16 protein-coding genes are annotated in these 12011 nt (G+C 44.2%); 10 read left to right on the forward strand and 6 right to left on the reverse strand.

The window, feature by feature from the left end; genetic code table 11:
- Positions 1 to 440 precede the first annotated feature (440 nt).
- The 4 genes from ggt (at position 441) to D9A03_RS11105 (ending at position 4009) form a co-directional block, all read left to right on the forward strand.
- Positions 441 to 2204, forward strand: a complete 1764-nt coding sequence (ggt, locus tag D9A03_RS11090) for a gamma-glutamyltransferase (RefSeq protein ID WP_254055027.1) — start codon at positions 441 to 443, stop codon at positions 2202 to 2204.
- A gap of 205 nt (positions 2205 to 2409) precedes the next feature.
- Entirely contained in the window at positions 2410 to 2835 is a 426-nt protein-coding gene (locus tag D9A03_RS11095; RefSeq protein WP_120497242.1) for a YeeE/YedE family protein, read from the forward strand.
- 3 nt (positions 2836 to 2838) lie between these two features.
- On the forward strand, positions 2839 to 3279 hold the full coding sequence (locus D9A03_RS11100) for a DUF6691 family protein (RefSeq protein ID WP_120497243.1): 441 nt from the start codon (positions 2839 to 2841) through the stop codon (positions 3277 to 3279).
- A gap of 43 nt (positions 3280 to 3322) precedes the next feature.
- Complete coding sequence (locus D9A03_RS11105) at positions 3323 to 4009, forward strand: alpha/beta fold hydrolase (protein ID WP_162938095.1); 687 nt, start codon at positions 3323 to 3325, stop codon at positions 4007 to 4009.
- A gap of 68 nt (positions 4010 to 4077) precedes the next feature.
- Here D9A03_RS11105 and D9A03_RS11110 read toward each other — a convergent pair whose 3' ends face one another.
- Together D9A03_RS11110 and D9A03_RS11115 are read right to left on the reverse strand one after the other, a co-directional pair.
- The gene (locus tag D9A03_RS11110) at positions 4078 to 4473 is read right to left on the reverse strand and encodes a DUF4440 domain-containing protein (RefSeq protein ID WP_120497245.1); all 396 of its coding nucleotides are present in this window, start codon (positions 4471 to 4473) and stop codon (positions 4078 to 4080) included.
- A 181-nt stretch (positions 4474 to 4654) separates the two neighbouring features.
- Positions 4655 to 5527 carry an RNA polymerase sigma factor gene (locus tag D9A03_RS11115; protein WP_120497246.1) on the reverse strand — a complete coding sequence of 291 codons (873 nt, stop codon included), beginning with the start codon at positions 5525 to 5527 and terminating at the stop codon, positions 4655 to 4657.
- 211 nt (positions 5528 to 5738) lie between these two features.
- Between D9A03_RS11115 and D9A03_RS11120 the strand changes: the two genes are divergently transcribed.
- From D9A03_RS11120 to D9A03_RS11130, 3 genes are all read left to right on the forward strand, one after another.
- Positions 5739 to 6311, forward strand: a complete 573-nt coding sequence (locus D9A03_RS11120) for a TetR/AcrR family transcriptional regulator (protein WP_120497247.1) — start codon at positions 5739 to 5741, stop codon at positions 6309 to 6311.
- A 149-nt stretch (positions 6312 to 6460) separates the two neighbouring features.
- A complete protein-coding gene (locus D9A03_RS11125; RefSeq protein ID WP_120497683.1) occupies positions 6461 to 6748 on the forward strand; it encodes a YciI family protein in 288 nt (95 codons plus the stop codon).
- 12 nt (positions 6749 to 6760) lie between these two features.
- Complete coding sequence (locus D9A03_RS11130; protein ID WP_120497248.1) at positions 6761 to 7366, forward strand: DNA-3-methyladenine glycosylase I; 606 nt, start codon at positions 6761 to 6763, stop codon at positions 7364 to 7366.
- A 32-nt stretch (positions 7367 to 7398) separates the two neighbouring features.
- On the opposite strand, the gene D9A03_RS11135 is transcribed toward D9A03_RS11130, so the two are convergent.
- Positions 7399 to 7983 carry a TetR/AcrR family transcriptional regulator gene (locus D9A03_RS11135; RefSeq protein WP_120497249.1) on the reverse strand — a complete coding sequence of 195 codons (585 nt, stop codon included), beginning with the start codon at positions 7981 to 7983 and terminating at the stop codon, positions 7399 to 7401.
- Between the two features lie 87 nt (positions 7984 to 8070).
- Between D9A03_RS11135 and D9A03_RS11140 the strand changes: the two genes are divergently transcribed.
- On the forward strand, positions 8071 to 8862 hold the full coding sequence (locus D9A03_RS11140; protein ID WP_120497250.1) for a crotonase/enoyl-CoA hydratase family protein: 792 nt from the start codon (positions 8071 to 8073) through the stop codon (positions 8860 to 8862).
- Between the two features lie 54 nt (positions 8863 to 8916).
- Positions 8917 to 9492, forward strand: a complete 576-nt coding sequence (locus D9A03_RS11145; RefSeq protein ID WP_120497251.1) for an HD domain-containing protein — start codon at positions 8917 to 8919, stop codon at positions 9490 to 9492.
- A gap of 16 nt (positions 9493 to 9508) precedes the next feature.
- Here D9A03_RS11145 and D9A03_RS11150 read toward each other — a convergent pair whose 3' ends face one another.
- Entirely contained in the window at positions 9509 to 10357 is an 849-nt protein-coding gene (locus D9A03_RS11150; protein WP_120497252.1) for an ABC transporter substrate-binding protein, read from the reverse strand.
- A gap of 194 nt (positions 10358 to 10551) precedes the next feature.
- Here D9A03_RS11150 and D9A03_RS11155 point away from each other — a divergent pair, with 194 nt between their 5' ends.
- Positions 10552 to 10845, forward strand: coding sequence for an antibiotic biosynthesis monooxygenase (locus D9A03_RS11155; RefSeq protein ID WP_120497253.1), 294 nt, complete (start codon positions 10552 to 10554; stop codon positions 10843 to 10845).
- Positions 10846 to 10994: 149 nt separating this feature from the next.
- Here D9A03_RS11155 and D9A03_RS11160 read toward each other — a convergent pair whose 3' ends face one another.
- Both D9A03_RS11160 and D9A03_RS11165 read right to left on the reverse strand, forming a co-directional pair.
- On the reverse strand, positions 10995 to 11399 hold the full coding sequence (locus tag D9A03_RS11160; protein ID WP_120497254.1) for a nuclear transport factor 2 family protein: 405 nt from the start codon (positions 11397 to 11399) through the stop codon (positions 10995 to 10997).
- 54 nt (positions 11400 to 11453) lie between these two features.
- Positions 11454 to 11879: a VOC family protein gene (locus D9A03_RS11165; protein ID WP_120497255.1), complete on the reverse strand. Its 426-nt coding sequence runs from the start codon at positions 11877 to 11879 to the stop codon at positions 11454 to 11456.
- Between the last annotated feature and the right edge of the window lie 132 nt (positions 11880 to 12011).

Here is a 12011-nt window from a genome sequence, read left to right on the forward strand (position 1 = left end):
GCAAAAGCTTCGAGAGATTTCAAATGGGCGAGCTTGCCGTCTTTATGCTTCAACATGGTTATTCTATTTTGACTGCTATGTTTGGGCGGATAGCAGAGTGAATATGTGTCAATTTTGTTCAGCTCGTTGCCAAATAAATTCATAACGAGCTATGCTACTAAAACAACCTATCAATTCATAATTTTATTTTATAAGGTTGATGGCGGTCCTGTAACTCTTTAGTCGTTAACCCCAGCGTGAGTGTAATCTCCACAACAGATTTTCTCTGTGTTTAGTGAGTTGTTTTTATACTGATGTCTTGATGGGTACTATGGAGTTCATAAATAAAATCTATTAATATGTTTCTCTTCAGCTCATATCAATAAATCATCAGATACCTGTTCAAGTATCCAGCAGGAAAAATAAAGACCCAAAATAAGACAAAAACAGGGAACAGTTTTATGCCCATGATTTCGAAAAAGCCGCTTTTGTCCTTTGCGGTTTCCTTGCCTCTCTATACTTCTGTCATTCTTGGCAACATGGCTATGGCTCAGGAAGCTGTCCAGCCAGAGGCAACCCATGCGGTTGTTGAAAAACAGGCAGTGAAATCCAAAAAATTTATGGTGGCATCTGCCAATCCAATCGCGACCCAGGCAGGTTATGAGGTACTGGAACGTGGTGGAACTGCTGCGGACGCGGCTGTTGCAGTGCAGTTGATGCTTAACCTTGTCGAACCGCAAAGCTCTGGTATCGGCGGTGGGGCCTTTATGGTTTATTGGGATGCCAAAAATAAGAACCTGACGACCTTTGACGGACGTGAAAAAGCACCAATGGCAGCTACGCCAGACTATTGGTTGGGAACTGACGGACAGCCTGTTGGCTGGTTTGATGCGGTCGTTGGTGGTCGGTCCGTTGGTGTGCCGGGAACCCTTAAACTGATTGAAACCGTGCATCAGCGTTATGGTAATCAGGATTGGGCTGAGTTGATTGAACCGACCCGTGCCTTGGCACAGGGCGGGTTTCAGGTTTCTCATCGCATGGCCAATTCCATTGCCAAAGCTGTTGGCAAGCGCAAGCTCGAAGCCATGCCCCTTACACGGGCTTACTTTTTTGACAAGAATGGCGAGCCGTTAAAGCAAGGAACACTACTACGTAACCCTGAATTTGCCGCTGCACTTGCAATGATTCAAAAAGAAGGTTCCAAGGTTTTCTACGAAGGTCAAATTGCCCAAGACATTGTGAAGGCTGTGAAGACCGAGGAAAATGGCGGTATTCTGACACTGGACGATATGAAGGCCTATAAGGTTGTTGAACGGAAAGCAGCCTGTGCCCCATATCGTGGTTATGAAGTGTGTGGAATGGGACCTCCTTCATCTGGTGCCTTGACTGTCGGGCAAATTTTATCCGTTCTGTCCAACTATGACCTTCCAGCCATGGGGCCGGGTGCAGAGAGTACCCATCTTTATCTGGAAGCCGCCAAACTGGCTTATGCTGATCGCGGGCTTTATATGGCTGACAGTGACTTTGTGAAGATGCCAGAAGGTTTATTGGATCAGAACTACTTGAAAGAACGTGCAGGATTGATTGATCCCGCAAAAACCATGGGTAAGGCAGAGGCGGGCACACCACCGTGGAAGAAAGCTAGCATTTATGCGCCAGATACACAGCTCGAACGTCCGGGGACCAGTCACTTTTCTATTGTGGACGCCGAAGGCAACGTCATTTCCATGACCACAACCATTGAAACCGGTTTTGGGTCTCGGGTTATGAGCAACGGCTTTCTCTTGAATAACGAGTTGACTGATTTCTCTCGGGCGCCTGAAAAGGATGGCAAGCCGATTGCCAACCGTGTCGAAGGAGGTAAACGCCCAAGATCATCCATGGCCCCGACGATTGTTCTGAAAGATGGTAAGCCTGTCCTGGCAATCGGATCTCCTGGTGGATCGCGGATTATCAACTACGTGGCCCAATCCATCATCGGTATTCTGGACTTTGGTATGGACCCGCAGGTTGCGATCAGCCAACCACACGTGGTCAATCGTAATGGTGCGACAGATGTGGAAGAAGGAACAGATGCTGTCGCCATGATCCCCGCACTTGAAGCTAAGGGCCACGAGATCAATGTGCGTGACCTGAATTCCGGCCTTCATGCAATCCAGATCCTTGATGGCGAACTCGTTGGTGGTGCAGACACCCGCCGCGAAGGAACCGTTCTGGGGGACTGATCGACACTGACTGGTAAATCGAATTGGCTTTGTGATTGCTTGTTGTTGATGACTTGCGGTTACAAAGCCAATTCTGTTCATGATCTGTTTTTAGGGAGAGGGGATTATAGGTGCGTCACTTTTGTCAGCTGTTTCTCTACTCAAAATAGAGTACTCGTAGTACGATTGCTTAAATCGCACATGTTAAATGTACTTGGGGGAATTCATGGATATCTTTTCACTGGTCCCGGCGTTAGCGGGCGGTATATTAATTGGTATTGCTGTGATTACGTTGATGCTATTCAACGGACGGATTGCCGGAATCAGTGGTATTGTAGGTGGTCTTTTTCCTTTCAAATCGAATGATACCAGGTGGCGGATAGCTTTTCTTGTCGGACTGGTCCTTGCGCCTTTTTTATATCGTATTTTTATCGGTCAAATCCCCGAGATTACTTTCGATGCATCACTACCACTTCTTGTCCTTGGTGGTGTATTGGTTGGCGTGGGAACTCAATTGGGAAGCGGCTGTACAAGCGGGCATGGTGTGTGTGGCATATCCCGCCTGTCCCTTCGTTCTATTGTCGCTACATTGATTTTTATGGCCACGGCGGCGGTAACAGTTTTCCTGATCCGCCATGTTTTAGGGGTGTGATTTATGTTTGGAGAAAATATAAAACTAAGCTTTGTCGCCTTAATCGCAGGGTTGATTTTTGGCCTGGGATTGATTGTGTCCGAAATGGTGAACCCGGCAAAGATACTGGCTTTTCTGGATGTGGCCGGGGATTGGGATCCAAGTCTGGCATTTGTCATGGGCGGTGCCCTTGTAACAACTGGTATTGGTTATAAGCTGATATTTTCTCGAAACCGTCCGGTTTTATCGTCTGATTTCCTGTTGCCTGTGAAAAAGGAAATCGATGGTAAATTAGTCATGGGCGCTATTTTGTTTGGGATTGGATGGGGCATAACAGGCCTTTGCCCGGGGCCAGCACTTACTGCCTTTACAATCGGGTCAACTGAAATTTATGTGTTCTTGTTTGCGATGATTTCGGGTATCTTTGGCTTTAAGGCTATTAAGCGGTTTATTGTTCAGAGTTGATGTTGATGTAAACAGTGGTCTAGATTTTACAAAGAGATATGTCTTGCGGATTGTATTGTTACCGGGATTAGACGGTACAGGGAACTTGTTCGCTCCCTTCTTGGAGCAATTGAATATTGATGATGTTCAAGTAATTTCTTTACCGGATACAGGAAGCCAAGATTATGAAACTTTGACAAGTTATGTTGAAAGGCTTCTACCGAATAAACCGTTTGTTTTGGTTGCCGAATCTTTTTCAGGACCGATTGCAGCCTTACTTAGTCTAAGAGAGATGGAAAACTTGAAAGGAATAGTTTTTGTTGCAACATTCCTATCAAACCCCAATCCTCTGTTGCTTTCTGTTGCAAAGTATTTGCCGCTTAAATTTATGGCCAATATGCCATTTTCTTCAGCTATTTTACGAACATTTCTTCTTGGAAAAAATGCTGATGATAATCTGTTAAGTTTGTTTCGTGCTACATTGGAAGAAATGTCACCTACTATACTCAGAGCAAGGTTGAAATCTTTGGCAACGGTTAAGTTGAGTATTTCAAACGATGATTTACCAACGTCTTATATTCTACCGTTGTGTGATTGTTTGGTTTGTAAGTCAAAGGTTCGTGAATTTGAAGGTTCATTTGCGAAAATTGAAATGATTATCTTTGAAGGCCCCCATTTTATTTTGCAATCAAAGTGTAATGACGTTAAGCGTTATATTGCTAATTTTATTGAAAATATCCAAGTGGCTTAGGTTTGGTAGTGTTACCAAGAGGGCGTAATGAAAGCCGGATCTCTGTTAAAGAGATCCGGCTTTAGTTTTTAATTGTTAAGCAGATGGTTTCCATGGGGATTGTCGATTACCATCTTCCAGCTGCCATCTGCTTGTTGGCGCACGACAGCTACTGACAATCCTGTTTCGGCGATTTCCTGCCCATCGGGCGTTTGTCCCTTCATGGACCAAGGGGCGATATGGAGCGCAATGTCGCCAGCAACAATGACTTCGTGCCCGCTGTAAGAAAATTTGGGGTTCAGGGATTTGAACTCGGCAAAGATCTGTTGGGAAACTGCCTTGTCTGTAACGGCTGTGCCGGGTTCGAACATAATGGCGGCATTTTCTTCGTAGGTGGACATAACTGTTTCCAGATTTCCCTGTTCAAAGTTCGATGTCATTTTCTGGATAAGAGAGAGGACGTTCTGTTCTTGTGTGGTTGACATAGAGCTTGATCCTTTAGGTTGGTTTTGTGATGCCGCGTAAAGCGGGGAAGAAAGCCCGCAGATAATAAGCAGGGTTGTTATGACTGTTTTTGGAAAGAGGGCATGCCGACAGGCAGCCGAAAGAAAAGGCTTTTCAACATGGGAAACTCCTGAATTTAAGGCTGTGAAGTTGTGTTAAGTGCTAATGAGGCAGGCTGGTGCTCTGTTTTTCCGGCGTGAGAACAGACACGAGCTTCTTGGCAAAATCCTGCGGGCTGGAAAATGCTGGCGTTGCCCGTTGTAGCTTGATGGCCTGAAGCTCTTTTTCCAGGCCCTGTATGTCTTCGATAACGGTGTTATAATCTGGTGCGCTCTGCAAAGCGAAGGCAGGGGAGATGCCTGAACCTTTTTCAGGAATACGCCCGATTTTTCTGGCTGCAGGCAGTCGTCTTGGGCAGCTACATTTTGCTTTGCTATTCGCAATCCCGCAATTGCTTGAGGTGAATGCGACCACTTCACTACGAGCACGGGAAAGACGTTTTCGGTAGTTTGCCGGACTGAGATCCAGTACCTCGGCAGCTTCGGAGTGAGGAAGGTCAAGAATATCACCCAGAACGTAGGCAAGACGGTGTTTAAGATCGAGACAAAGCAGCATGGCCATTGTACAGGAAATACGCAATTCGTTGAGCCATACCCTGTTTTCCGCTGAGGCGGTAGTATCAGATGATGCAACAGATGGTGAGGCGTTTGGATCAAATCCGCTTTCAAGATCTTGTTTGAAGAGGTCAAAGTTCAACCCCGGGTCTTTGTCTCGGACTTTTTTCGCCGTGAACAGGTAGTTTGCGGCAACCCGATAGACCCATGTTCTGAAAGTGCTTTTCCCTTCAAAGGTTGAAAGCCTGGTGATTACAAGGATTAATATTTCTTGTGTGGCTTCCTGGGCATCATCAGGGTTCACAAGTATGCGCATCGCCAGATGGTGGATCTGATCCTGTACATTTTGTACCAGTTTTTCCAAGGCGACTTGATCGCCAGTCTGTGCCGCAGTTACCAAATGTTCCAAAGTTTTTTGCATCTCGCCAATGTCTCTTTATTCGTTGTTCTATTTAGTTAGACAGCAAATGAAACCAATGTGTGACAGATTAATTTTCTTTCTTTGTAATAAAAGTGGGAAATATCGGTCAAGCTATTGCTTTTATATGAATATTTTAAGTGTTGATTTTTTAGGACGATCGTCCTAATATAAATTAAGACGATCGTCCTAATTTTGAAGTTGATATTCTGAAATGAAGAAACAAAAAACGCGAGAACATATTGTTGAAGCTGCGGATCAGCTATTTTACCAGCAAGGGTATGAGAACACATCCTTTACGGATATATCCGATGCCGTGCAGATTTCGCGTGGTAATTTTTACTATCACTTCAAGACAAAGGACGACATTCTCGAGGCCGTGATCAGCGCACGAATGGATAAAACCCGCAAGATGCTGTCTCAGTGGGAATTGGATGGTTCGCACCCGGAAAATCGCATCAGGTGTTTCGTCCGAATTCTAATTACCAATCGGGATGAAATTTTGAATTATGGGTGCCCCGTTGGAACTCTGACAACAGAACTGGCAAAGCTGAAACATGCTTCGCGGGACGAAGCTAATGCCCTGTTCACTCTTTTTCGTGATTGGCTAAAAGAACAATTTATTTTGCTTGGGCGTTCAAAAGACGCGGATGATCTGGCAATGCATCTACTGGCCAGATCGCAAGGTGTTGCGACTTTGGCAAGTGCTTTTCATGATGCAAAATTTATCGATCAGGAAGTTGCGCAGATGTGCGACTGGCTCAATACCTATGTGATTGAAAAGTAACAGATGGAGAAGAAGCGGAATAGGAACAGGCACGACCCGAGAAAAAGATTTAAGACCAGAAACACTTACCAGAAACACTTACCAGAAACACTTACCAGAAACACTTACCAGAAACACTTAAAAGAGACATGTTATTAAAGGACGAACAGATGTTTATTGTACTGCTGAAATTTTCTGAAAACAAAGCAAATGCTGGCCAGTTCATGGATCGGCACAAGGCATGGATCAAACAAGGATTTGATGCGGGTGTTTTCCTTATGGTTGGCAGTTTGAAACCGGGAGCAGGCGGTATGGTTCTCGCTCATAATAGCTCCTTGGAAGAGCTGGAGAGACGAGTACAGGAAGATCCTTTTGTGGCAGAAAATGTTGTTAGCGCAGAAATTCTGGATGTCGATCCGGCTAAAGCTGATGACAGATTAAGTTTTCTTTTAAGCTAAAGGGATCAGGAAATGAGTGAAACGACTGTTGGGCCAGATGGAAAACATCGCTGTCGGTGGAGTGATTCTGCCCCGGAATTTATTGATTATCACGACAGCGAGTGGGGATTTCCGGTCGGTGATGATTATCGATTGTTTGAGAAGCTCTGTCTGGAAGGTTTTCAGTCCGGTTTAAGCTGGCGTACTATTCTGGCAAAGCGCGAGAATTTTCGCGTAGCGTTTCACAATTTCGATTTCAACAAAGTGGCGCTTTTTACTGATGAAGATCGAGATCGTTTGTTACAAGATTCTGGGATTATTCGCCATCGGGGCAAGATCGAAGCGGTGATCAATAACGCAAAGCGTGCACAGGAAATGGTTAAGAGAGAAGGGTCGTTATCTGCCTTTATCTGGCGCTATGAACCTAAAGAGGCCGAACTGTCTGCACCGCAAACAGCCTCGACATCCCCGGCATCAATTGCTCTGTCTAAAGACTTGAAAAAGCTGGGGTGGAAATTTGTCGGCCCAACCACGATGTTTGCCCTGATGCAGGCAATGGGATTGATTAATGATCATGTGGAAGGGTGTATTATGCGTGACAAGGTGAGGGAGGCTCGGGATCGCTTCAAACGCCCTTAAAATGAATTCGATCAACAGGTTCGAGCCTTATCTTATAATGTTCTGTTTAGCGCCGCTATAACCATGCTCTTTGCGGCATTTCCGGCTGCTTCAATGTAATTGTGGTCCCGATGAATAAGCATTGTAGAAAAAGCCCCATCCATTAGCAAAATGATGTGACGAGCTAATTCGTTGGGATGGGTAATATTATTTTTTAAAAATTGCTCTGCAAGCCACGCTTCGAATTTTTTCTTATGGGTTGCGCCAACTTTCATGGCAGGATGACCTGGCATGTTGGCGAGTTCGGCTGCTGTCCGTAAAAAGCCACATCCTTTCCATTTTGGATGTTGAGAATTCTTGGCGAGATTTATAAAAATTGCTGCAATTTTATCGGACAAATCACCATCAGCTTTTTCAAACCATTCAGCGAATATTTTTAGATTTGGTTGATCGCGAGATTCTAAATACCCGGCCACCAATTCATCTTTGCTTTTGAAATGATAATAAAGAGTTCTTTTTGTAATGCCTGCTTTCTCGGCTATCGCATCAACGCTAACAGCGCGGATGCCTTCGCCATAGAATAAAGAGTTTGCTGCGTTTAAAATGCGGTCTTTAGTCGATGGAATACTTTGTTTCATAATTATGTATACTAACCAGTGAGTGTACATAATTATTTGAGATCACTAACCTTATGTCAACAACAATAAAATGAAAGGTTAGTCGTTATGATCAATAGTGTTTTATATGAACTGAAAGGTAACGTAGCTCTTTTAACTCTTAATCGGCCAGAGAAACTCAATGCGCTGAATTATGCGATGATTGACCGATTAATGGAATTGTTGGGCGACATTGAGGATAATGATCAGATACGGGTTGTAATCATTACGGGGGCAGGAGATAGAGCTTTTTCGGCGGGTGGAGACATTCACGAATTCTCAAAATCAATCAAGCAGGGAGCTGAAGTTGCCGTCAAAGAGTTTGTCAGGCGAGGACAGGGAATGACCAAGCGTATTGAAGCATATAGAAAACCGGTCATCGTCGCTGTAAATGGTATTGCGTTTGGCGGAGGGTGCGAGATTACGGAAGCCGCGCATATTGCAATTGCCAGTAATCAAAGTGTTTTTGCCAAACCAGAAATAAACATAGGCATTCCGCCGACTTTTGGTGGGACGCAGCGTTTGCCAAGGTTAGCGGGGCGCAAGCGTGCACTTGAACTCCTTCTTTCGGGAGATAGCTTTAGCGCAGAGCATGCTTATCGGATTGGGTTGGTTAATGAAATTGTATCTCATAACGATTTATTAGCATCAGCATATAGTATGGCTGATCGTATTACTCGACATTCGCCGCTCGCGGTTTCTCGAATCATCACAGCTGTTACTCGTGGTATCAACTCCACTATTACAGAAGGTTTGCAGATAGAAAGCGAACAATTTGCACGAATGGCAGTCACGGAAGATGTTCATGAAGGGTTAAATGCCTGGATTGAGCGACGTGTTCCTGAATACCGTGGTTGCTAAAAAGTATAATATTCAAGTTTGGTATGATTATGTTTTTAAAGGAAAGTTTTGCCTGTGAATAAACAGGATATTACTGCTCTGCTGAATTTCTTGCGTGCAAGCGAGCCGCTGAAATCGACCTTGCGAAGTGGTTATACGGCTTCAGGGCGGCGGGAAAGTACTGCGGAACACACATGGCGTCTTAGTTTGATGGCACTGTTACTGGAGGATGAGTATCCGGAAATGGATTTACTCAAGCTTTTGAAAATCTGCATTGTTCATGATTTGGGAGAGGTTATTAACGGTGATATTCCGGCGATCAATCAATCCGAGAGCCATGATAAAAATTTTCAAGAACGGTATGATTTAGATGGACTGACATCGGTTTTGCCAGATGGTTTGAAAACAAAAATAATGTCCTTGTGGGATGAATATGATCAGGGAAGCTCTAAAGAGGCGCAATTGGCAAAAGCATTGGATAAGCTAGAGACCATTTTGCAGCATACACAGGGGAAAAACCCTAAGAATTTTGATTATGAATTTAATTTGACTTATGGCAAAAAGCAGACAGATTTTGATGGGAATACCCGTGCTATTCGTAATCTGATTGATCAGGATACAGAGTTATTATTGTGTAAAGATAAAAATTAAGTGTTGCCCATGGGGGTCATGGTGAGTTGCTGTAATGCTGGATCAGTCTCTGGATGTTTTGTTGTCTGTATTGTCCGACATTGTTCCAGATTTCATCCGCGAGGTGAGGGTCGGTATTGTAGAATTTATGGCTGATCATCATGTACCAGTCATAACGGGCAAAGGGGTGTTTTACCTCTGCCAGTTTACCTTCTAGTCCAAGCTTTTTGATAAGATTGTTCCCGATAGTGCTTTCCACAATATAGGCATCCAGACGCCCGGCGGCGACATGTTGTAAACCCTTTGTCGGCAAGTGACGTGTGTTTGCCATAATGCTATGTTCTTCTTTGAGTTTTTTGACAATGACATAATCAGTTGATGCACCAATGGAATGTCTCATGTTACTGAAATTTTCTCCGTCCCAATCAAAATCACTACCTTTCTTTTTGAAAAGACTATAGGTCACTCGACGAAGTCGCCTGTCGGGATCCGGTTTGTTGCTAATACTGACTCTAACGGGCAAATAAGGATAGCGACCAATGAATTCGCGTTCCTTTAGATGTATAGAGGCAAAAATGCCGTCAATTTTATTCTGTTCCAGAAGTTTGAGACATCGTTTCCATGGACGACGTATGAACTCGGCTGAAAACCCGGCTTTTTTCAGAGAGGCATCAATAATTTCGACGAGAATGCCGGGCTTTTTTTCAGGAAATGTGTCCTGCTCTCCTATAAAATAAGGGGGGTAGCTCTGATTCTCGGTACAGAGAACAAAGGAGGGATTCTCTGCCCAGGCTGTTGCTTTGGATAGGCTGATGAGAAAACTTGTTATGATCACCAGTTTGGCACCATACGCCGAAACGGATGCCAAAGATATTTTGTGATTCAATTCAGCCCCCTTTCTGCCCCCGCTTAAAGGTACCGGGTCTGCCCCCGCTTAAAGGTACCGGGTAGATGCTATCAGATAAGTGACTAAAAAACTATAGGTGAAGGGCAAGAAATCCACAGAAGTAAGCCGGTTTTGATTACTTTGATTGTTATAATTAAAGTCGTTTCTTCGTCGCAAAATTCCTGGGTAGTAATATGATTACACGTATTTTTAGGGTGCAAATCAAACCGGAACTTCGGGAAGAGTTTGAGACACTCTATCGAGTGAAGTCGATAGATGCGGTGCAAAATGCCGAGGGTTTTATATCAGTAACGATTGGGAAGCCGACAGTCTGGGCACCTGATGAGTATGTGATGGTTTCGACCAGGACAAACGAGACTGCTTTGAAGAAGTTTGCCGGGGAAAAATGGAGCGAAGCTCATATTCCATCAGGAATGGAAAAGTTCGTTATTGATTGCTGGGTACATCATTATGAATCTTTTGATTGATGGAGGTTTTAAAGGCTTCTTTGCGTGAATTTTTTGCTAGTGTTTGTAAAAAATAGAGAGCCAGTGAATAGTACTGGCTCTCTATAACCCGATACATCAAACATAACTAGTCGAACGGTTTTGTCGGGGATAAGGCATGTGATCACAAATTAAAGTGGTGTGACATCAACATAGACCTGATAGTCCTGAATAAGACCGGATTTCATTTTCAGTATCGTTGCAAAAGGCAGAGAAAGCTCACTTTGATCCAGCCGTTTATAGTGTACTTCGCCTTTGCATATAATATCTTCGTTCTGTGCCCATATGCCGTCAATTCTATGGGTCATGCTGTCAATAATTTGAAAGAAATTTTCGTTGGCTTCCAATACGGCACTTTTACCGGTAACCGCATCAAAGTTTCCAAGCTGAAAACGAAGATCATCAGCAAGGAAAGCTCCAAGCCTGGATGTGCTTTTTTCATCCACTGCCGCATATAGTTTTGTTATCAAACTCTCGGCATTTTCCTGAATATTTTCAGGGAGTAATAAAGGTGTTTTACAGGCAAGATTTGTCATTGTTATCTCTTGTTATCGGTTTTGCTGGTTTTATGATTGGTTGGGTTATGGCCATTATGGCGTGTCATAGAGGTTCCGTTCCGCGGGATCATCGCTGAAATACTGGATGAATTCGAACTGGAAGCCCTCGGGGTCAACAAAATAAACCGTTTTGCGAAAGGGGTGATCGGCGCCCTGAATGTCGATCTCAAATCCCTTGGCCTGAAGGCGATTTACGATGCCATCTACGTCATCAACCTCGAACCCCAGATGGGCGAGGCCGGGTTTATGTCCGGCAAGTTCACGATTTTTACCTTCGCCATTATCATTCAGAGTGATGTATGTCGTGTCATTCCCCACATGTAGCCAGCGACGTGGTTTTCCTTTCCACTTCATTTCGCCTTGCCCGCGGATAACCCATTGGGGAAAGGCCGTTTGAATAAAATCCAGGGTTGCCGCTAAATCAGTGACAACCAGATTGGCGTGTTCGAAACGTACCATGGAACTCTCCTTTCAATTCTAGAGCTCTATAAATTCGTCTTTTTTGCTTTGGCCAGTTGCAAGAAAAGACAATTGTTATTGTGTCTGAATTATAGATAAGGTGTTTCCTGTGGTGATATAATAGGTGTATAT

It is taken from the genome of Kiloniella sp. EL199, assembly GCF_900313065.1.
Taxonomy (GTDB): Bacteria; Pseudomonadota; Alphaproteobacteria; order Kiloniellales; family Kiloniellaceae; genus Kiloniella.